A 21640-nucleotide genomic window follows, 5' to 3' on the forward strand; every position below is an offset into this window, starting at 1 on the left:
AATTCTCTCGTAAAAGGAAAGCGTACATGTTTAGTCGCGGTCGCCGTCGTTACTCGTCCCTCGGTCGAAGAAAAAAGAAAAAATCCGTTTCTCCCTGGACGATCCTGGTGGCTGTACCGGTGGTACTGCTCGGCCTCGAAGTCGTGGCTCGGCTTGGGTCTGGCTATTTTGAAGGACAGGATGATCAGCTCTCCCAGGAGGCGATCGCCTACAGCCTAAAATTTGTCGATGACGATCAAAACGTCTACCAAGGGTTAGACAATCGCGGCGAACTTCTCGCCCAGAAAGCCATTGCCACGGGCTACGAACTGGTCGGCAGCCAAGAGAGTGAATTTTTTAGCCTCAACGAACAAGGTTTCCGGGACGAAGAACCGCTGCCTGTCGCCAAACCCCAAGATGAAATTCGTGTGTTTATCCTTGGCAATTCCACCGCCTTTGGTCGGGGTGCCCAGACAAACCAAGAGACGATCGCCGCTTTCCTCGAACAACGTCTCCAAAACCGTGTCCAAGACCAACGACAATCCCCCGGCACCTATCGCCCGGACGTTTTCCCTTTCTTTCCGCCGACCCGCAATCGCTTGGCCCAACTGCCCGCCAAAATTCGAGAGGGAAACTACCGTGTGGTGAATGTGGCCGTACCTGGCTATAGCTCTGGCAATGAGTTGGCCCAGCTTGCCCTGAAGATTTTGCCCTACCAGCCGGATTTAATTGTTCTTCTCAACGGCTATGAAGATCTTCTCCTCCCCAGTGACCAAGCGGCGACGGAGATTCCAAAATTAGCAGAATTTGCCAAAAATCCCGATGCCTACTTCCACCAATACCTCAAGGAATCCTTCCGAAATAAGGCCGAACAAAGTGCTTTAATGCGGGCCATTTTTGCCCTGACTTCCCCCCGCAAAGCGAACCAGGGGGGCGAAGTGTTTAGCATTCGTGAACGCAACACAACGGGCTTGGCACAACAACTCCCTAACTCCGATGCAGAATTTCAGGAACGCCTAGGGCGCTACCAGGACAATCTGGCGCAGATGGTGGGGCTGTGTGGTGCGGCCCAAATTCCGTTGTTGGTGGCCCTCCAACCAGAAATCACTGGACGCCCTGAAGCTCAACTTGATCCGACGGAAGCAGCGATTCGCCAGCAGCTTGGGGATAACTACACAGAAAAAATGACCACCTATTACCCCCAGTTTGCTGAGACACTGCAACAACTGGCCCAGGACTTTCCGAATAATCTGGAGTTTATTGATTTTTATCGCCTCGATAATCAGTTCCCCACGCCGACTTTTATCGACCCGATCCACATTAATGCTGCTGCAAATGAGGTGATGGCTGAGCAACTTTACGGGGCGATCGCCAATTTACCAAAGATGCAGATTATCCCGGAAAATTTCTTCCTGGATTAAGGACGACGTCGGGGGGGAATGCCAGCACTGGTGAGGACATCACTCAGTTTTGGGCAAGCGGATTCTAAACCGAAGCTGCGAGGATTGTAGGTTTTGCCGTAGGTGAAATGGCGGTAGTCGATGCAAAAGCGATCCCAGGCCGCCAACTGAATCCGAAAAACTTTGATGATGAAATTCGCCAACCACAGGGACAGGGGGATTTTAAAGTAAATTTTTTGGCCCATGTGCTCACACAATTCGGCGATCGCCCTGTCGGCGGTTAACGGTTCATTGCCCAACACAAACTGGCGATCGGGGTCTAATTCTCCGGGGGGCAAATCAAAGTGGATGGTTGGTGGATTTTCTGCCAGATGGCGCACGACCCGCGCAATATCTTCACCGTGGATAAAGTGGAAACTGCCGTCAGCACTGAGGAACTTGGCGATGGATAGCCATTTAATGTGATCCCGCAGGCCCCCCGACAGATGGGAAAAGGGTTTATTTTCACCGCCCCCTGCCACCAGGGTGGGGAAAACCACGGAAATTTTCGGTGCTAATTTTAAGGTGCCGAGCTTTTGGTAACACTCGTATTTCGTGCGGATGTAGTCGGTGCCAAAGTCCCGGGCCTCCGTGAGCACTTCATTGTTGCGCCCCAGAATACTCGCCGTAGAAAAATAAATTACCTGTTCGCAAATTTCTGGATCGAGCAGATCAATAAGCTGGGCGGTTTTTACCACGTTGGTTTCAAAGGATTCCTGGGCACCACCCCAGGCTGTGGCCGCCAAGATCGCCACGTTAATCGTTTTTAGGAGATCTGCCTGCTGCTCAATATCTAATAAATCCCCCTGCACCACATGAATGCCGCCCCGGGCTTCGGTGTTGAAGCGTAATTTTTCGGGCGATCGCACCAACAGATAAAGCTCGTAATCGGTGTGGTAAATAAACGTTTCAGCAAGGTAATGGCCAATGCAGCCACTAGCGCCAGTGATAAAGACCTTTTTCGTCATGGGTGGGCGGGATGCGCGATGGAAAGTTGCCCCTTAGTTTAGTATGTGGGGGCCTGTCCCGAAAAATTTTGACCGAGCCTACCCCTGCTCCCCGTCGATCCCCGATAATGGGAACTGTCGTAATAATTCGTAATCATCACCATGGCTTTACCCACAGTGTTAAAAACCCTAGACGGCGCGCCCCTCAGCCCGGAAACCCTCGAAAATAAAGTCGTTTTATTCGTGAATGTAGCGAGCAAATGCGGCTTGACGCCCCAGTACAGTGGCCTGGTTGCCCTCGATCAAGAATATGGCGATCGCGGTTTGGTGATTGTCGGCGTTCCTTGTAATCAGTTCGGCGCCCAGGAACCCGGCACCCCTGACGAAATCAAAGATTTCACCAAGACCAAATATGACGTAGATTTTACGCTCCTTGAAAAGCAGGATGTCAACGGCGCAAACCGCAGCCCTCTGTACCAGTTCCTCGTGGGAAATGGCCCCGATATCGCCTGGAACTTCGGCAAATTCCTCGTCGGCCGTGACGGTGAAGTCATCGAACGCTTTGAGCCCCAGACGGCCCCCGATGATGCAAACCTGAAAGCGGCCATTGAAAAAGCTTTGGGTTAATACATCTCCCTAAATCCCCCTTTGGAAGGGGGACTTGAAATTGGCGATCGCCCCTTCCCGCACTTCTGTTTTTCTTCAGATAAAGTTGCGAGAATTCTGGGGGCGATTTTCCTTATTTTTTCCTCCATTCTCCACAACTTTTTTGACCATGAGCCACGATTTTGACCTGCTTTTTGAGCAAATTTCTACTTTAGTCATGCACCATTCCCCCAGTGGCCAAGAAACAGCAATTGACCATTATCTCCTCGCTCTGTTCGCCAAACTTGGGATGAACCATTGGCAAGACCGAGCTGGCAATATCATTGTCAAAATTCCTGGTCAGAATCCGGAAGCAGGGGCGATCGCCATCACCGCCCACAAAGATGAAATCGGGGCGATCGTTAAACAGGTGGATGAACGCACGGGTCGCGTGGAAATTCGAGCTTTAGGTGGGGCTTATCCCTGGATCTACGGCGAAGGGGTTATGGATATCCTCGGTGATAACACAACGATTTCCGGGATTCTCAGTTTTGGCTCGCGCCACGTTTCCCACGAATCTCCCCAGAAACTACTGCAAACGGAAAAACCCGTCCAGTGGCACCAGGCTTGGCTGGAAACGAAGTGTCATAGTAGTGAACTCCTCGCCGCTGGGGTGCGTCCGGGGAGTCGGGTCGTAGTCGGGAAACACCGCAAAAAACCGTTCCGCCTGAAAAATTACATCGCCAGCTATACCCTCGATAACAAAGCTTCCCTCGTCATTCTGATTGAACTGGCCCAACGGCTCAAAAATCCACCCCAAGATGTTTATCTAGTCGCCTCAGCGAAGGAGGAAGTGGGTGCTGTGGGAGCGCTCTACTTCAGTCAAAATACTCAACTGGATGCTTTGGTTGCCCTGGAAATTTGTCCCCTGGCGCGGGAATATGCGATCGCCGCTGGGGATCGGCCCGTGTTACTGTCCCAGGATGGTTACGGGATCTACGACGAAGGCCTGAATCAAGAAATTATCACTGCCGCCGCTGGCATTCACCGACCGCTCCAACAAGCGATTATTCAGGGGTTTGGTAGTGATGCCTCCATTGCGATGAAATTTGGCCATGTGTGCCGAGGCGCTTGTCTTAGTTTCCCCACGGAAAATACCCACGGTTATGAAATTGCTCACCTTGGGGCGATCGCCCACTGCATTGATATTTTGTTCGCCTATTGCCAACATCCGAAAAGTCGAGCTTAACGAAAGACTTGATCAATGGCGATCGCAAAATCGGGCAGCAACGGTGAAGTGAGCGCATCATCACCCAACAGCGTACAGACTAATTCCAATTGCGCTTGATGTCGTCGATAAACCTCAATGGTTTTCAGTCGCCAATCCACTACCCAATATTCCTGCACCCCATAGAGTGAATACAATTTACGCTTTGCCTCTTTATCCCGCTGCTCATTCAGTTTGCCCGCTGAGAGAATTTCGATCATCAGTTCTGGCGCAACGGTAAAATGCCCCGACTCATCCACACCCGTTTCAAGACGGGCATTGCTCACCCACACCACATCTGGAATCACGCCATCATTCGGGGAAAATATTACACCTGGTGTATTAAAAGCTTTGCCTAGCTGAGATTTTCGCGACCATTGGGTTAACTCAAAATAGAGATTACCAGCCGCATCTTGATGAAAAATATGGGGCGCACGGGTCACGATTAATTCTCCATCAATAATTTCATAGCGTTTCCAGCCGCCATCGTCGGGCATGGCTTCGAGATCCTGTACTGTCCAGCGAACTGCATTGGCAACCATGGTTTTTTTGGGAGTATTGATATTTTTAGTGTAGTCGATGTCTTCTGGGGCGATCGCCCATTGCCAGCCCCCCAAAACGCAATAGGGCCAATAATCTCTAAATCAAGATTTGCGATGTCGCCAGGCTCCCATCTAAAAAACTCGCTTTTCTCAAGATCTATCACTGCCTGAATTTCTTGTTAGCCTATGGAAATGACCCCAAACATTGATGGAAAGCGATCGCCGATGACGACCACAGCTGAGTTACCAAGCATTTTGCAAACAGGCCAAGGTACGACCCAGGAAGCCCTTGAACTCTTTGACCGCCTCGAAACTGTTGATCTGGACTTTATGTGGGGACGGTGGCGAGGCCGGGGAATTTATACAGGGCACCCAATGGATGGTCTGCTGGAGTTAGGTAACTGGTACGGCAAAGAATTTATCGACCCGGAAACCGTACATCCCCTACTTTTTTCTGGTCGTCAGGGAGAAATTTTTAAAGTAGCTCCCAACCTCAAAACCATGGAGATGGTCTTGAAATTGCCCATGCCCCAAAACCCGGCCTTTAAACCGTTTCTGGGGTTGCTCAATGGCCTATTTAAAACCGAAAAAAGCCAAGCCAGACTCCGAATGATGGAATATCGCGGCAAAGTCAGCGCCACCATGATCTATGACTGCCTGCCCATCAACGATTCCTTTAGGAAAATCAACGAAAATCAGGTGTTTGGTGTGATGGATTTCAAGCAATCTACCCAGCCATTTTTCTTTATCCTGGAGCGCGTGACAGGTCAGCCATAGCTTGAATGTGAGACATTCTGAACTTAGAGACGACTAATCTTTAGCGCACTAGGTTGAGCCGGATTGCCCTCTAATTTCAAGGCGCGACCATTGGCAGCCAGATGACGGACAATTTTGTAAATCACCTCAATTTGTTCAACCGCCCCGACTTTAATCGCTAGGCTATCGAGGGTCAGAGGGGACTCACTCGTCGTTACCGCATCCACCACTTTTTTCTGGAGATCGAGCACTGATGCTGCTGCTTTTTTCCCAGCTTCGACGCCAGGTTGGTGGTAAGCGTTGATATTGACCAAAGACGCATAGATCGTGACAGCCCGTTCATAGAGGGCAATCAGGGCACCGACAGTACGGGCATCGACATCGGGAACGGTAATGGTGATCGAGTCCCTGCCATTGTCGTAGAGGGCTTCGCGGGTGCCGAGCAAAAAGCCAGACAGAAAATCACCGCTGGTTGCGCCATTTTCGATATCGATGGATGTCCCTTGGCGATCGCCTAACACTTCGATAAAGGTCGCGAAGAAATTGGGAACCCCTTCCCGCAGTTGTTGCACATAGGCGTGCTGGTCAGTGGAACCCTTGTTTCCGTAGACGGCGATCCCTTGGTAGACCTTATTGCCGTCAAGATCCTCCTCTTTCCCGAGGGATTCCATGATCAGTTGCTGCAAATAGCGGCTAAAGAGCAATAAACGGTCTTTGTAGGGCAAAATCACCATATCCTTTTCGCCCCTGCCATTACCGGAGTAATACCAAGCCAGAGCCAATAATGCCGCCGGATTTTGTTTCAGTTCAGGAATGCGGGTGGCATCGTCCATAATTTTTGCGCCGTCGAGCATTGCCCGAATATCAATGCCCTGTAACGCGGCGGCAACTAAACCCACGGCTGATAATTCGGAAGTCCGACCGCCCACCCAGTCATGCATCGGAAAAGTTGTCAGCCAATGCTCGGATTTCGCCACATTTTCGAGTTTGGAGCCAATTCCGGTAATCGCTACTGCATGGGAAGAGAAATCAATTTTGTGGGCTTTGTAGAAATTTTTCACCTCAACCATGCCGTTCCGGGTTTCGGGGGTACCGCCAGATTTAGAAATGATGATCGCCAAGGTGGTATTCAGTCGATCTTTGACCTGGGCGAGGGTGCGGTCAATGCCGTCGGGATCGGTGTTATCGATGAAATGGATCTTTAACGGCGCATCCACATCGGCGAGGGCTTCCGCGACAAATTGGGGGCCGAGGGCAGACCCGCCAATGCCAATGGAGAGAATATCGGTAAACGGCACACCACCGGGAGCCGTAATTTCTCCCGCATGCACTGCCTTGGCAAATTTTTCGACTTTTTCGAGGGTGTCAACAATATCTGCTTTTAGTTCCGCATTGGGGGCGAGATCAGGGTTACGTAACCAATAGTGACCCACCATTCTGCCTTCATCGGGGTTGGCGATCGCCCCGGCTTCGATCGCTTTTAAATCTTGAAATGCCTTTGCAAACTTCGGTTGTAAACCTTGTACAAACGCCTCATCAAAGCCCATCCGACTGATATCGACGTAAAATTCGAGTTCCGGATGGTAGTAGAGCCAAGCTTGGTAACGTTGCCAGAGTGCGGCGGTATCCATATATAAACTTCTCAACCTGTTTTTTGATGATTTACGTTAAGTTTAACTAGAGGCTGGCGCCGATTTATGTAGCAATTCACATTGTTTAGCATTCAGTTTTGGGTTAATAGCGGAAGATCATGGGAAGATTTAGGCAAAAACGGTCGCTTTTTGGGATATTCACCCTCGGTTTGACGGTTTTTGGGGGATTTGAGGGGGCGATCGCCCAGGACTTTAATACCTCTATCGGCGACAACGGGATTCAAGCCACCGCCCTCCACCGTGAACCCTACGATCTACTGGGCCGCAAAATCGCCATTGGCCAAGTAGAAATTGGTCGCCCCGGTAAATTTGGTCTCGATAAACGGGCCGTCTGGCAACCGCAACTGGGACTTTCCCAACTGTTTTTCCTCAACGAAAAGGCGACCCCCGATGATCATGTCGATGACCACGCGGGCATGGTGGCGGGAATTATGGTCGGACAAGATAAACGCCAACTGGGAGTCGCCCCGGAAGCCCGTCTGTTTTCCTCGGCGATCGGTTCCACTGACGATTCGGCCCAACCAGAGGAATGTCTCGCGACCCAACACATTGCCCGACAAAATGGCGGCGACGTGCGGGCGATCAATTTCAGTTTTGGGGAATCCCTCAGTCGCGATCCCCGGCCGAATCCAGCCTTAGATGGCAATGCCCTTTTGACCCAATGTTTAGACTGGACAGCGCGGGTTTATGATGTCCTCCATGTGGTAGCCGGAAACCAAGGCACTGGTGGCATCCCCATTCCGACGGATCATTACAACGGCATCACCACCGCCTACACCACGCAGTTCCAAGGGGAGGTGTTTAATAAAATTGATTTTGCTAATCTCAGTTCCCTACCTGTGGGCAGTGGCAGTCGTTTGATTCGCCAGGAAATTAATACGGGTTCCCGCCGGGCCATTAGCCTCAGTGCCCCCGGTAGTCAGCTCAATCTGATCACCACCTTTAATAAAATCGACCGGGTGAGCGGTACGAGTTTCGCGGCCCCCCACATCACTGGCACCGTTGCCTTGTTACAGGAATTTGGCGATCGCCAACTAAAAACCCAGGCCGACCAATGGAGCCTCGCTGCCCGTCGCCATGAAGTGATGAAAGCGGTATTGCTCAACAGTGCCGATAAAATTGCCGATACTGGGGACGGGAAGTCTCTGGAAATGACCCGCACGATTCTCAGTAAACAAAATCGTACCTGGCTCGAAGGGGACGCTTACAAAAATCCCGATATTCCTCTGGATATTGAAATGGGCACAGGACAACTCAACGCCCAGCGCGCCTACCAACAATTGGCCGCCGGACAATGGTCAACAACAGCGCCTGTACCGAGTCGGGGTTGGAATTATGACAAAATTAGCGCCCAAGAGTTTCAGGACTATCCTTTCGCCATGCCCCTGCAACGGGATTCTTTTGTAGCCCTGACCCTCATCTGGGATCGTTGGGTGGACTTGAATGACCAGAACAATAATGGTCTGTATGATGTGGGAGAAAGTTTTACGGATCGCGGCTTGAATGATCTCAATCTTTATCTCTTGCCAGCGGATGCTGACAACTTAGGCGAGGCGGTATGTCGCTCTACCAGCCCCGTTGATAGCGTTGAACATATTTTTTGCCCCATACCACAAACGGGAAAGTATAAAGTGCGGGTTGTCTATGCCGAGCAAGCCAATCAAGCAACCCAGGATTATGCGATCGCCTGGTGGACAGCGACAGCACCCTGATTTTTTTCGTCAAATACTGTATTTCAGGATGCTGAAGTTAGCGTGCTTTGAATTGTTATGTGATGGTCGCTCAACTTGGCAACCCTTTGAATTTTGGCAGTTCCCCTAACGCTCTATCCCAAGCAGCTTTGCTCGATGTAAAGATGTGGGCAGTTGGCGACATAGAAACTTCTGTGTCCAAACACCCTGCGGGAATGACGAGAAAATCAGCGATCTGAGTGCTTGGCAATGCTGAACCACAGAATTTACAAAAGCTTTTGTTGTGGCGAGTACCTGGAAGCGTAAATGTAGTCACTGCATCCACACCAGCCAGCCAAATCAATTTAGCAGACCGCGAAAATAAATTTGCCGAGTGAGCCGACCCTGTATCTTTTTGGCAATGCTGACAATGACACAGGTAAAAGCTGTCGAACTCCCCTTGTACTTGAAATTTCGTGGTTCCACACAGACAAGAACCAAAGTAATCAGTCATCTTTCTTTTTTCTATGACCTCTAGGTGATGCACACATAGACTATGTATTATGCAAAAAAATTTTGTATAGTGCCCTCTCTGTTATTTTTATATAGAAACTTTTTCCTCCGCTAAATATGGGGTGTTATGCAAAAAAAATCTGTCCAAAATTTGGCGATCGCCAAAACTTACCAACGCAGGATGATACGATCACCTATCGCCTGGTGGACAGCGAAAATGCCCTAATTTTTCTGTCAAACAGGTTTTTTCTTGTGTAACGATAACGTTATGTGTTTACTATAGCCTAATATTTTAACTTCTATTATTGTCCTGAGCATTAATGCTCTCTTCTAAAGAGACTTGCACTGCACTAAAAGGCAAAGACGAAATATCCTCTTTCGGCATATATTTGGCCCATGAATATGGAATTATAGAATGCCACTTAAATCCATGCATTTTACTCAAGGTTCCCGGCTTTTCTTCAAGGCTTTTGACTAAAACTTTTGGTCGTGAAGCTCTTTTGAGTTCTTCTTCAAGATTTGGTACCAGTGATAAGAGCTTAGTTAAGGTTTTACAATCATCTAAAGCTCTATGAGCATCCACAATGGGAATTCCATGTATGATAGCCAAATTATTTAGACTGGTTCCTTGGCAATACTTTGAGTTTGGATAACGTATATCTTGAGTATCAACCCAGTTAGAGAGAGGAATATTTAATCCAACAACTCTTTTACAAAACTCTTTGTCAAAATCAGCATTGTGAGCACAAATATATTTCACGGAGTGAGACATCTGATTGATAAGCTCTAAGGCGGGTTGGTATGGAAAGCTTTTTCCTAGCAGTTCAGATGAAATTTTGTTTATTGACTCTACAGGATTAGGAACTTCCTGCTTATAACCAATCAAAGTACTTACTTGAATAAGTGTACTTTTGTGACGTGTTGACCAAAGAATTGCTGCAACTTCTATTGGCTTATCATTTTCAGGATCAAGCCCTGTTGTTTCCGTATCAACGACTAAAATTTCCATAAGATGATCACCTATATGAAGTAAAGATGAATCAGTATGCCCATGCGCTTTGCTGAAACAATGCGACTTCTTCTGGGCTGACAACTTCTTCAGCGTCACTCGCTGAACCAACAACAATTTTTGAAACGTCCAATGCTGCTTTTAGATCACTGCTGGCAATCCAATTGTTTTCCCATAAGTCCGGAGACTCCCCGTTCACGATTTGACAAATTGCTTCCTCGCTAGAAAAACTTATGCCTACCGATTGGGGCTGCGTTACCCGCTGTAGCCATATTTCAAGGTAGCCATTGTAAGGCACACGCTTCACTTTCTTTAGTACCTTTTTCCATAAACGATTTTTTTCCTCACTAGAAGCAAGCGAAATTAGATAACTTAAGATCGCCGCAATGACTGGGAAAGTATTGGGTGAAACGACAGCAATATCAGTAGCAACCGCAACTTGTACTTCTAAATCATCTGGTCTCTCTATTTGCTCCGATAATTTTATGTGAAAATCACTCACCAAACGACGTAATGCACCACTATTTGGAAATCGTTGACCAAATGAATGTAGTCGTAGGAGCTGCTTCTGAATTGTTTTTGCATTAGTGATTCCAAGATCATTTAAATCAATTCCAGCTAACTTATCTGGCTTGATCGATCCCTCAATAACGTTCTTGCTCATGAAAGTCTTTGAAACACCCAACTTCATGCCGACCGACCGCAATTCGTCACTTATGATTTTCAATATTTCTTCAGCTCGATCATCACTATTAGCAAATATTCTATAATCATCACGATATCTCAGGATTTGAAAATCCTCTGACTCACCAAGACTTCTTGTAATTTGTTGGTCTACAAAACCAAGCAGAATTTCTGCTATGAAATCCATCAGAACCGAGCCTTGTGAGATGCCGTTTGTCTGTCCATAGCGACCTGCTTGTATGTGTGAATCGATCTTGTTTCCAAGTAGGCTATTTTTTCTTCTGTTCTGTTTGGCTTCTTCTACACCATGAAGAGCCCAAGAAATACTATGCGTGTAGAGGGACCCGTAGCAATCAGTTACATCAGTATGGAGAACGTGACTAAATTCTAAGGAGTAGCAAAGTGATTGCTGCTCAACTCTTTGCCACCAACTCTTAATCTGTGTTGCTACATCTGTTTGATTGTCAATTGACATTACTGGAGCACTACAACAATCAACGGCTCCTCCTTCAAATTCAGAAAAACGCTGAGTAATGTGCTCCCAATTGGAGGACTCACAAATCACATTTATTAATGAAACATAGATAGCTGGGTGCATTAGCTCTAAAGGTCTCCAAGCAAACCTGCCATCTTTATTTGCGATGAAGTTATAGTTTACGTTTTGAAAATTACACGGATTAGCACTCTTGAATGCAGGATAGTTTTGCCCTGCTAAGACAGCATCAACGTCACTCAGAAGCGTATCAAAGCTGATGTAGCTTGGCATATCTCCATTAAAGTAGCTACTCCCCTTTAAGAAGTGCTGTTTTGCCTCTTCATTTGACAATTCGACCAGTCGCTTCATGAATTGAGAATCTCCTAGGTAATAGATATAAAGAAAATAAGGCTTTCTCCAACTTATTTGAATAATTTTTGAGCGGAACACATAACTATTATGCTGATGATTTTCGTACAATGCTTCCTCTGTTATTTTTATATAGAAAATTTCTCCATAAACAGCTAAATGTGGAGTGTTGCGCAGAAAAATCCGTCCAAGATTAGGCGATCGCCTTTTGCCTGGTGGACTGCTGGGTAAACTAGAAACTAAAGAGGTTTCTAGCCCGTCACGGAGTAATATCCGGGCGGATAAATCAGGGGTCAAACGCGATGAAGTGGCACCATTGGGTGGGAATTGGCAGCGTTGTGGTCGGGGTAATTATGGTCGGGGCGATCGCCCCTGGGGTTTCCCAGCATTATCCCTATTACAATAACTCCTTCTCGTGGGGACAGACGGGGCGCGATGGTCGTCCTGGCCGCGATGGTCGCTCCGGTAGCAGTGCCCAAGATCAAACGATCATTACCGATGGCACCGCCCGCACGTTTGACCTAAAGGGTGGCGACGGCGAACCAGGCACCGACGGCGAATATGGCGAAGCGGCCCGCTGTTCTAGCTATTGGCGACGACCAGAACACAATATTCGGGGCGCTGATGGGGGCGATGGCGGTCGAGGCGGCAACGGTGGTAATGGGGGCGATGGCGCGGATGTGACAATTTTCTATCAACAGCCCCAGGATCTCAGCTTCATTTTTATCGACAATCGCGGTGGCGAAGGTGGACTAGAGGGGCGAGGCGGTTACGGGGGGCGCGGCTGTGGTTGCCCCTATTCCTCTTGGGTCGTCGAAACTTGCCGTTTGGAAGAAGTGGCCAGCAATAATCCCGAAGAAAAACCTAGAAAAGAAGAGCGATGTACTCAACAACGCTATTACTGCACCCCCGGTCGCAATGGTCGTAACGCTCCCGATGGTAACCCTGGCAGAAATGGAACTCCTGGCACCGTGACCCTCATTCAAAATTTAACCGCTATCCCCACCGACAATCCCAACACCACCATTTCTCTCGCCGCATTGGAACGATCGGGGACGACCCTCAGCAAAAATATTTGGCGATCGCCCACGGGATTACGCAGCAAATTAGCCAGCGGTTCCCAGGTTCCTGATACCTATCGTGAATATGTCGAACTTTTCACTGCGCCGATTCAACTGGTTTGGGCCGCTGATCAACCCCAAACTGCTTTTAACCAAGCACAATTTAGCCTCAGCCTGGGAGACAGTCGGCAGTTAGCAGTACAACAATCGGGGGAAGCTTGGTTAGATTACACCGTTCAACCCCAGGGTAACGGTTTCCAAATCCAAGTTAACCGGGCAATGCAGGCAGATGAGGCCACCCAATTGATCCGCCAGGGTTTGCGGGGAACTGGCCGCGATCTAACTTTCAGCATCCTCGATCTAGGGTCTCGGAGCGATTGGTTAGACACACAATTTATTGTCACCTACCGCACCCGTAATCCCACACCCCAATTTCGGGAGGGCTACACCTACGAAACCCGTTATAGCGGATGCCTCTCCCCAGAAGCAGTGCAGCAAATTGGTTCAGAATATCAACTGCGCTTAGGCGATCTCCCCTTGGATCAAGAGTATCTCCAGAGCGGAATGGTGGTGGATTTAGAAATTACAGCCGAGAGGCGTTTCGGAGAACATCAGACTCAGCAGGTAATCCAATGGCGCGGTGGCTTACCTTAAATCATTAGGGGAAAAGTGAAGGTGATTGTTATTTGCGCCTAGAGTTTTTTTGCAGCCAAATAGTCTTATTTCTGCAATACGCCTTTCAGTCCAGAGAAATTATGTGCTGCTAATAATGTCCCACTTGTATACGAATAAGAAGCTGCTACATAGAGCTTGAGCTTGCGTCTCCCATAATGCTTGCATTGTGTTTGATATCCTTGCCAAGCCAGCTCCTTGTTGGTATACCGCTTCTCACTGACTTTCCCTGACTGATGATAAATCTCTAAAATGTAGATACCATCTTGCTCGTGACTCATTCCCATTGGTCTTACTTTCCCCGATTTCTCCGTAATTACTCTCATATGCTTGAAAGTTTTGATCTATTTACAACTGAAGGCAATATTTCTCTCAAATCCAAGAAAACTCAGTTCATAAAAACTACATCTTAATCCTGATCTTAGGTACAGAATAAGTATTTTGCCCACTTGAACGACCTAATGTCGTTGCCGCAAAAACCGCAATAACTTTTCAAATTCTGGAGGTAAAGGGGCGATCGCCTCGATCGTTTCTCCGGTCACTGGATGTTCGACCATGAGCTTGCGGGCGTGGAGTGCTTGGCCCGTGAGTTTGACCTTATCGAATTTATTGCTGGTATAGAGGGGATCCCCGATGATCGGATTTCCCATGTGGGCACTGTGAACGCGGATTTGGTGGGTGCGCCCCGTTTCTAGTTTGTAATAGAGCAAGGAATAATTACCCAGGCGTTCCATGATCTCCCAGTGGGTCACCGCCGGACGCCCCGTTTCATCGACGGCCATTTTTTTGCGATCGCCTTTATGCCGTGCAATCGGTGCCTCAATTGTCCCAGCATCGTTCCGGGGGCAACCGTAGACAATCCCCATGTATTCCCGTCTCGCTGTTTTGGCCTTGATTTGCGCCTGTAGATGTTGGTGGGCTTGGTCTGTTTTTGCAATGGCGATCGCCCCGGTCGTGTCCTTATCCAAGCGGTGCACAATGCCAGGCCGCTGTACCCCACCAATGCCTGCTAAATTCTCGCCGCAGTGGGCCAACAACCCATGGACAAGGGTGCCGGTATAGTTTCCCGGTGCCGGATGTACCACCATCCCAGCGGGTTTATTAACGATTAAAAAATGCTCATCTTCAAACAAAATATCCAGATCCATTGCCTCCGGTGCGAGGGCCATGGTTGCTGGGGCGGGAATCTTGAGTATTAGGCGATCGCCCACTTTTAATTTTGTCTTTTTCGATTGGCAAAGGGCTTCATTGAGCTGCACTTGACCCTGCTCAATCAACCGTTGCAAACGAGACCGTGACAACTCTGGGAGCTGCTGGGCCAACCATTGATCCAGGCGTTCCCCTGCTCCTTCAACTTTTAATTCTAAAATTTGTTCCGTCATCCCCTAGCTGTGCCTCGAATAGTCTGCAAAAATCTTTTCCCCAAGCCCCCAAGACCTCATATTTTTCCCAAACGGGGCAGAAAACGTTAAAAAACTTAAAATCTCAATTATCAACAAAACCCCAACTGAGGATCCGAACAAAAAAATGTTAAAGTGAAGTAAAAGTTCAAAACCCAAGGATTTTTTAAAAACATGGATAGTGTTGCTTACATTATTGTGCTAGCGATGGCGTTATCGGTTCTCTTTTTCGCGATCGCCTTCCGCGAACCCCCCCGTATCGAAAAATAAACTTTGATTTTCTCATACCAACCTTTGAAGATCATCCCTGAACTAAAGCGAAAAGTTTGTCTTTTGGGGCAGATTTTTTCTTGGTTCAGGCTTTCTCCATTTTCCCCCAATCATTAAGATGCACCGATCAACGGCTGCCATATTTCGCTCAGATCGGCCAACTTTTTTCTGTTCCAATCGTTATGCAATGCCCCTATTGTCAACATACTGATAGTCGCGTTTTAGAGTCAAGATCCACTGGCGCTGGACGGAGTATCCGCCGTCGTCGGGAATGCCTCAGTTGCAAACACCGTTTCACCACCTACGAGCGGATCGAATTTGTGCCCATCTCTGTGATCAAGCGCAATGGTCAAAGTGAAGCCTTTGATCGCTCTAAAATTTTGCGGGGTATGGTGCGGGCCTGCGAAAAAACAACCGTTTTACCCTCGACCCTAGAGGCGATCGCCGAAGAAATCGAAGCCCAACTCCAACAGAAACCCAAGCGCAGCATTACCACAGCCCAAATTGGGGATTTGGTATTGCATCGGCTCCGCCAAGAAAGTGAAGTCGCTTACGTGCGTTTTGCTTCCGTGTACCGTCAGTTCCAAGGAGTCGATGACTTTATCGAAACCCTCAGTCATCTCCAGGACAATGCCGAGCAAGCCAACCTCTGGATTCAGACCCTCAATGGAGACGAAGAATCAGAAGATCTGACTTCTCCCTCAGTCCTAACGCCCTCTGCAAACTAGATTAAACGAGATTTATTTTGTTGATCCCGTTCCCCTGCAGTGACAGCCGAAAAAATAAGCCTGGGAACTTATGGATCTGCGCCATTTTTTGAGATACTATTGATATCCTGTATCTTAATATATTTAACTTTTACATTTTAAGATATGTACCCTGCCATACTGCCTTGATCGTAGTACGGTTTTTCTTGCTGCTGTAAATTACTTATCAAGATGTCATCAAGCATTCAAATTTGAAGACATCCAAGGCTCCCGTAATTTACCCAAAGCTAGTCGAGGCGATGCTTTCCCATCCCTAGACTATTTCTCCCACCAAACATATGTTATGAAAAAGCCATTTTGGGTTGTGCCTTAAATCCCAAAGGTCGGTCGCGTATCGAGGTTGGAGGTCAGCAACAAAAGTTCAGGAGATTAAACACTAGGAATAGAAACACACATGGTCAGTCAGAACACAGCTACAGTAGATATTGGTTTTACCCATGACGATTTTGCCGCTCTCTTAGACAAATACGATTATCACTTCAGCCCTGGAGATATCGTTCCCGGCACCGTATTTAGCATGGAGCCAAGAGGTGCATTGATCGACATCGGCGCGAAAACCGCAGCATATATTCCCATCCAGGAGATGTCCATTAACCGTGTGGATACTCCCGATGAGGTTCTTCAATCTGACGAAACCCGTGAGTTTTTCATTCTCACCGATGAGAACGAAGATGGTCAGCTTACCCTCTCCATCCGCCGCATTGAATACATGAGAGCGTGGGAACGTGTCCGTCAACTCCAAGCAGAAGATGCGACGGTTCGCTCTTTGGTGTTTGCCACCAACCGTGGTGGTGCTTTGGTGCGTATTGAAGGGTTGCGCGGTTTTATTCCCGGTTCTCACATCAGCACTCGCCAAGCGAAAGAAGATCTCGTCGGCCAGGAACTGCCCCTCAAATTCCTCGAAGTCGATGAAGACCGCAATCGCCTCGTCCTCAGCCACCGTCGGGCACTGGTTGAACGGAAGATGAATGGCCTGGAAGTCGGCGAAGTCGTTGTGGGTTCTGTCCGTGGGATCAAACCCTATGGTGCGTTTATTGATATCGGTGGTGTCAGCGGCCTGCTCCACATTTCTGAAATCTCCCACGACCACATTGATACGCCCCACAGCGTCTTCCAGGTGAACGACGAACTGAAGGTGATGATCATTGATCTCGATGCGGAACGGGGTCGGATCTCCTTGTCGACGAAGCAGCTTGAACCCGAACCGGGCGATATGCTCAAGAACCGCGACCTTGTGTTTGAAAAGGCCGAGGAGATGGCAGAGAAGTACCGTGAAAAGCTCCGGGCTGAAGCGGCTGGTCTGACCGTTGAAGATCAAGTGGACGAGAGTGAAGATCTCGATACTGATGATGAATACATGAGTGCAACAGAGTAGGGTGAAGGAGTTGCGGAAACCAAGTATTTTCCTTTGGGTTCCACAAGCTTTTTCTATAAACTGCACAATTGATTGCAAATTTTAATGATGAAGGGAGGTACTGCGAAGGCCTCTCTTTTTTATCGAAACTTTCGCCTGGGGTTAGCGAGAGACAATTCCTGACCATTGCACGTTTTTTTGGTTACTGCGGCGATAGGAAAAGAAATGTTCGGGCTGTTGGTAGGTGCAGTGGGGGGCGATCGCCATTTGCTCAAGATCTAGACCCAACTGCTCAAGCTGTAATTGATTGACGCGACGAACATCAAGGCGCACTTTTTCATGTTCATCATCGGGCAGGATCGGCGAATCCAGGAGATTTTCCAGGGCGAGGAGCATCCCATCGAGATCATCTGCAAGATCCTGCAAGCCTAAACTGACTCCCATCTCGACGGCAACATCGGTGGAGACTTGGTAAACTTCGCCACTGATAGCCGGGCCAAGGGCAACTAGCAAATCTTTTATTTCAGAACCCGCATCGAGAAACTTTTGAATCGCTTCGGGGATAATTCGTTTTGCTGTGCCACGCCAGCCGGCATGGATGGCTGCCACTTGTCCGGTGCGGCGATCGCCAATGAGTGCTGGCGTACAATCTGCTGTGGCGACAAAAACAGCCTGTTGGGAAGCCGTTGAAACAATCCCATCCGCTGGCGAAAAATGCTCCCCTTCCCAATTAATTTCGTGGGGCGTGAGGACGGTATTCCCATGAACCTGTTTGACACGGTAGGCCGGGATTTCCGGATGGAAAATTCTCACAAGATTTTCTGGCAGTTCCGGCGCAAAAGCTTGGGTGAAAAAGCCATGGTGCCAAGGCTCTAACAGCTCACAGGTTAAATAGGGCCGCCCTTCCCATTCTTGCCAATGCCATTGATCTGCGGCGGTGACTGCGCCCATTGCCGTTTCTCCAGTGATAATTTTTGATTTAGATTCACTTTAATAATCTAAATGGTAATAAAAAATAAAATACTTTTTCAGGGCGCAAAGTTTTCTTGGGTCGGGCCGCAATTTCCGAAAAGCTGCTATTTTAATGGAGGCAAAACGCGAGTTAGATAGGAACGGGACAACCGATGGCGTACCAACGTGTTCTTTTAAAGCTGAGTGGTGAGGCTCTGATGGGGGATCTCGGTTACGGGATTGACCCGCAAATCGTATCAGACATCGCCAAAGAAATTGCGGAAGTTGTCTCCAGCGGTGTGCAAATTGTGATCGTGGTTGGCGGTGGCAATATTTTCCGTGGGGTACAGGCTTCGGCTAAAGGGATGGATCGGGCCACGGCGGATTATATTGGCATGATCGCGACGGTGATGAATGCGATGACCCTCCAGGATGCCCTCGAACAAATCGATATTCCGACCCGAGTCCAAACGGCGATCGCCATGCAAGAGGTCGCAGAACCCTATATCCGGCGACGGGCTATCCGGCATTTAGAAAAAGGCCGGGTAGTAATTTTTGGCGCAGGCTCCGGGAATCCATTCTTTACCACCGATACCACCGCTGCCCTGAGGGCCGCCGAAATTGACGCTGAAGTGATCTTCAAAGCCACCAAAGTTGATGGGGTTTACGATAGCGATCCAGCGAAAAATCCCGCAGCAAAACGCTATGAAAGCTTGACCTATGCCCACGTTCTCGCCAATGATTTAAGGGTAATGGATGGGACGGCGATCGCCCTTTGCAAAGAAAACGACATCCCGATTATGGTGTTTAATCTATTTGAGAAAGGCAACATTGTCCGTGCCGTTAAAGGTGAACCAGTTGGAACAATCGTGGGAGGTTCCTGTGCAGTTAAGTGAACTTAGAGAAAATATGCAAAAGACCATTGAGGCAACCCAGCGGTCTTTTAATACCCTCCGGACAGGGAGAGCCAGTGCCTCCCTCCTCGACCGGATTACGGTGGAATATTACGGTGCAGAAACTCCCCTAAAATCGTTGGCGAGTATTTCGACACCCGACTCCAGCACTATCATGATCCAACCCTTTGATCGGGGTAGTTTGAGTGATGTGGAGCGGGCCATTTCCATGTCTGATTTGGGTCTGACCCCCAACAATGATGGGACAAATATCCGCTTAAATATTCCGCCGTTAACGAAGGAGCGCCGTCAAGAATTGGTCAAAACGGCTGGAAAATTAGCTGAAGAAGGAAAAGTTGCCCTCCGCAATATTCGCCGTGATGCCATTGATGATGTGCGCAAACAGGAGAAAAATAGCGACATTTCCGAGGATGAATCCCGTAGCTTACAGGACGATATCCAGAAGGTGACGGACGAGTTTACGACAAAAATCGATGACCTGCTCAAGATCAAAGAAAAAGACATTATGACGGTCTAGGGTATCGGGGTTTACCGTGGTAAACCCCGACATTTTTATATATTCGCAATCAATGGGTTTTTGTGATGGGTAATGTTTTAACGTCTGATTTAACTCAAATCGATAGCCTTGAATTGGCACAGGCACTGGCGGCAAAGTTGGCGATCGCCCCTAATGATTGGCACAGATTAAAAGGCAACCGTAAAGTCCAAGCCCAACAACATTTATCTGCGGCTCTGGTTTTTTTGTTGAATGACAATCCCGCCGCCGCCCTGCAACATCTAGAACAGGCCCAAGGATGGTTAGACCGGACAATCTCCGCGCCCCCTTGTCCCGACCATGGTCGTAAAACCGCGTCCTAAAATTCTGGCATATCGCCGTTTTGTTCCCGTTCGATGAAACTCTGCACCTTGTGGCGATAATCCCGCAAGGATTCTTCGACCCATTCCCGGCTTTCACTGTTGACGTAAATATGTACTAATGGTTCCCCAGCGTCGGGCAGCACCAGCACCCAGTTATCCGAAACCGGATCAATAATTTTGACGCCATCGATCAACACCAGGCGATCGCTCTCATGGATTTCGACTAAGTGCCGCATTAAAGCTCCCTTCACTCGCCAGGGACAGCGCATCGTGTAAGACTTGTGGAAAACGATTGGTAATTCTGCCCGAATTTGACCGAGCGATCGCTCTTGGATGGTCAACATCTCAATTAATTTGGCAATTGTGAACATCGCATCAAAGCCAGGGTGCAGCTCCGGAAAAATAAAACCCATGTCTCCGCTTCCCCCCAACACCACATGGGGATTATTCCGGCAGGCTTCCATGAGGGCTGTGGGGTTGGCCTTGGTGCGGATCACATGGCCATCATGGCGGCGGGCAATTTGTTCTACAGCACTCGACGCATAGATGGGCACCACGACGGAACTGCGTGGACTGGCCGTGAAGAGAATGCTCGTCAGCAAGGCCGTGAGGCGTTCCCCATAGATAGATAGTCCCGATTCATCGACGAGGGTGAGTTGTTCTCCGTTGGCGGCAACCTGTACTCCCATGCTGGCGCGTAGGGCTTCTACCACATGACCCAACTGCAACAGTAGGGATTCTTTCTCTTGGCCCACGGGGGAATTTTGCTTGAGGCTAGCGTTTAGGACAACGGCATCACAGCTAAATTTATTCAAAATAGTCGGCAAAACAGCACCAGAAACAGCATAAGCGTAGTCAATGACCACCTTCGAGCCGCTATTCATCAAGGCACCAATATTGAGGTGATCTTCAAAGCGCTGACTATATTGCTCAATAATTTGCGCCGGACAGGACATTTCGCCAATTTCGGCGATCGCCACCCGTCTTAAATCCTCTTTAAAATAAACCCCCTCGATTTTCTTTTCCTTCGCCTTAGAAATATTGATTCCTTGGCTGTCGAGAAATTCAATTAGCAGATGATCCGACCGTTCCGGGTGGAGCCGCACATGAATTCCCCCTTCCACATCTAAAATATTCGCCATGGTCCGGGCGATGGGAATCGCTGTGGCCTGGAGATTTTGCACGCCAATGCCCGCCGACATTAACCCCGCAATCAAGGAACGACTCACCATCCGCGAGACACTGCGCTGATCCCGTGAAACTAGCACCATCGAGCCAATTTTTAAGGTCGAACCGTAGGCCGCCCCCAGCTTGACGGCAAATTCGGGGGTGATATCAATATTGGCGAGGCCAGAAACCCCCCGCTGACCAAACAGATTCCGCTGGGCCGTGCTGCCCCAGATGAGGTTGATATTCACAATTGCCCCCGCCTCAATCCGTTTATTGGGCCAGATCCGCACGCCAGTACCAATGTGGGCTTCTTCTTCCACGGTGGATAATGCCCCC

The 21640-nt window shown here is 48.7% G+C and carries 20 protein-coding genes and 1 pseudogene; 12 read left to right on the forward strand and 9 right to left on the reverse strand.

All coding sequences use genetic code 11. The annotated features are described in order from the left end of the window. The first annotated feature begins 26 nt into the window (after positions 1-26). On the forward strand, positions 27-1400 hold the full coding sequence (locus AACT35_RS05490) for an SGNH/GDSL hydrolase family protein (protein ID WP_099241127.1): 1374 nt from the start codon (positions 27-29) through the stop codon (positions 1398-1400). On the opposite strand, the gene AACT35_RS05495 is transcribed toward AACT35_RS05490, so the two are convergent. Then, complete coding sequence (locus AACT35_RS05495; protein ID WP_065710385.1) at positions 1397-2386, reverse strand: NAD-dependent epimerase/dehydratase family protein; 990 nt, start codon at positions 2384-2386, stop codon at positions 1397-1399. The genes AACT35_RS05490 and AACT35_RS05495 overlap by 4 nt on opposite strands. A 141-nt stretch (positions 2387-2527) precedes the next feature. Between AACT35_RS05495 and AACT35_RS05500 the strand changes: the two genes are divergently transcribed. Together AACT35_RS05500 and AACT35_RS05505 are read left to right on the forward strand one after the other, a co-directional pair. Further along, complete coding sequence (locus AACT35_RS05500) at positions 2528-2992, forward strand: glutathione peroxidase (RefSeq protein WP_065710384.1); 465 nt, start codon at positions 2528-2530, stop codon at positions 2990-2992. Positions 2993-3140: 148 nt separating this feature from the next. Beyond that, positions 3141-4199: a M42 family metallopeptidase gene (locus tag AACT35_RS05505; protein WP_099241152.1), complete on the forward strand. Its 1059-nt coding sequence runs from the start codon at positions 3141-3143 to the stop codon at positions 4197-4199. Here the strand turns inward: AACT35_RS05505 and AACT35_RS05510 are convergent. Further along, positions 4196-4834 carry a Uma2 family endonuclease gene (locus tag AACT35_RS05510; protein ID WP_339374591.1) on the reverse strand — a complete coding sequence of 213 codons (639 nt, stop codon included), beginning with the start codon at positions 4832-4834 and terminating at the stop codon, positions 4196-4198. The genes AACT35_RS05505 and AACT35_RS05510 overlap by 4 nt on opposite strands. A 111-nt stretch (positions 4835-4945) precedes the next feature. On the opposite strand from AACT35_RS05510, the gene AACT35_RS05515 reads away from it, so the two are divergent. After that, a complete protein-coding gene (locus AACT35_RS05515) occupies positions 4946-5536 on the forward strand; it encodes a DUF4334 domain-containing protein (RefSeq protein WP_254048094.1) in 591 nt (196 codons plus the stop codon). A 23-nt stretch (positions 5537-5559) separates the two neighbouring features. Here the strand turns inward: AACT35_RS05515 and AACT35_RS05520 are convergent, their stop codons facing one another. Continuing rightward, positions 5560-7146: a glucose-6-phosphate isomerase gene (locus AACT35_RS05520; RefSeq protein WP_099241129.1), complete on the reverse strand. Its 1587-nt coding sequence runs from the start codon at positions 7144-7146 to the stop codon at positions 5560-5562. Positions 7147-7265: 119 nt separating this feature from the next. Here AACT35_RS05520 and AACT35_RS05525 point away from each other — a divergent pair, with 119 nt between their 5' ends. Beyond that, a complete protein-coding gene (locus AACT35_RS05525) occupies positions 7266-8879 on the forward strand; it encodes a S8 family serine peptidase (protein ID WP_099241130.1) in 1614 nt (537 codons plus the stop codon). A 70-nt stretch (positions 8880-8949) separates the two neighbouring features. On the opposite strand, the gene AACT35_RS05530 is transcribed toward AACT35_RS05525, so the two are convergent. The 3 genes from AACT35_RS05530 to AACT35_RS05540 all read right to left on the reverse strand — a co-directional run bounded on the left by AACT35_RS05530 (position 8950) and on the right by AACT35_RS05540 (position 12184). Next, positions 8950-9351, reverse strand: coding sequence for a GFA family protein (locus AACT35_RS05530; RefSeq protein ID WP_071932317.1), 402 nt, complete (start codon positions 9349-9351; stop codon positions 8950-8952). 291 nt (positions 9352-9642) lie between these two features. Continuing rightward, entirely contained in the window at positions 9643-10359 is a 717-nt protein-coding gene (locus AACT35_RS05535) for a 3'-5' exonuclease (RefSeq protein WP_099241131.1), read from the reverse strand. A 31-nt stretch (positions 10360-10390) separates the two neighbouring features. After that, positions 10391-12184 (reverse strand): RNA-directed DNA polymerase, encoded by a 1794-nt coding sequence (locus AACT35_RS05540; RefSeq protein WP_216820583.1) that lies wholly within the window; start codon positions 12182-12184, stop codon positions 10391-10393. A gap of 5 nt (positions 12185-12189) precedes the next feature. Here AACT35_RS05540 and AACT35_RS05545 point away from each other — a divergent pair, with 5 nt between their 5' ends. Continuing rightward, a complete protein-coding gene (locus tag AACT35_RS05545; protein ID WP_099241133.1) occupies positions 12190-13602 on the forward strand; it encodes a hypothetical protein in 1413 nt (470 codons plus the stop codon). 476 nt (positions 13603-14078) lie between these two features. Here the strand turns inward: AACT35_RS05545 and AACT35_RS05550 are convergent, their stop codons facing one another. Next, positions 14079-15002 (reverse strand): RluA family pseudouridine synthase, encoded by a 924-nt coding sequence (locus AACT35_RS05550; RefSeq protein ID WP_099241135.1) that lies wholly within the window; start codon positions 15000-15002, stop codon positions 14079-14081. A 192-nt stretch (positions 15003-15194) separates the two neighbouring features. Between AACT35_RS05550 and AACT35_RS05555 the strand changes: the two genes are divergently transcribed. From AACT35_RS05555 to AACT35_RS05565, 3 genes are all read left to right on the forward strand, one after another. Continuing rightward, positions 15195-15290, forward strand: coding sequence for a photosystem II reaction center protein T (locus AACT35_RS05555; RefSeq protein ID WP_012306584.1), 96 nt, complete (start codon positions 15195-15197; stop codon positions 15288-15290). Between the two features lie 182 nt (positions 15291-15472). Beyond that, a complete protein-coding gene (gene nrdR, locus AACT35_RS05560) occupies positions 15473-16018 on the forward strand; it encodes a transcriptional regulator NrdR (protein ID WP_099241154.1) in 546 nt (181 codons plus the stop codon). A gap of 433 nt (positions 16019-16451) precedes the next feature. Continuing rightward, entirely contained in the window at positions 16452-17432 is a 981-nt protein-coding gene (locus AACT35_RS05565; protein ID WP_012306582.1) for a 30S ribosomal protein S1, read from the forward strand. 141 nt (positions 17433-17573) lie between these two features. Here AACT35_RS05565 and pgeF read toward each other — a convergent pair whose 3' ends face one another. Next, positions 17574-18362, reverse strand: a complete 789-nt coding sequence (gene pgeF, locus AACT35_RS05570; RefSeq protein WP_099241136.1) for a peptidoglycan editing factor PgeF — start codon at positions 18360-18362, stop codon at positions 17574-17576. A gap of 173 nt (positions 18363-18535) precedes the next feature. Here pgeF and pyrH point away from each other — a divergent pair, with 173 nt between their 5' ends. The 3 genes from pyrH (at position 18536) to AACT35_RS05585 (ending at position 20134) form a co-directional block, all read left to right on the forward strand. After that, positions 18536-19258 (forward strand): UMP kinase, encoded by a 723-nt coding sequence (pyrH, locus tag AACT35_RS05575; protein WP_012306580.1) that lies wholly within the window; start codon positions 18536-18538, stop codon positions 19256-19258. Then, on the forward strand, positions 19245-19793 hold the full coding sequence (gene frr / locus AACT35_RS05580) for a ribosome recycling factor (protein WP_012306579.1): 549 nt from the start codon (positions 19245-19247) through the stop codon (positions 19791-19793). The genes pyrH and frr overlap by 14 nt, the downstream gene beginning before the upstream one ends. Before the next feature lie 65 nt (positions 19794-19858). Beyond that, positions 19859-20134 (forward strand): DUF6439 family protein, encoded by a 276-nt coding sequence (locus AACT35_RS05585; protein WP_065716154.1) that lies wholly within the window; start codon positions 19859-19861, stop codon positions 20132-20134. On the opposite strand, the pseudogene AACT35_RS05590 reads toward AACT35_RS05585, so the two are convergent. Beyond that, a pseudogene (locus tag AACT35_RS05590) lies at positions 20131-21640 on the reverse strand (mannose-1-phosphate guanylyltransferase); the annotation flags it as partial. The gene AACT35_RS05585 and the pseudogene AACT35_RS05590 overlap by 4 nt on opposite strands.

Source organism: Synechococcus sp. BDU 130192, assembly GCF_963876085.1.
In the GTDB taxonomy this organism is placed as follows: Bacteria; Cyanobacteriota; Cyanobacteriia; order Cyanobacteriales; family MRBY01; genus MRBY01.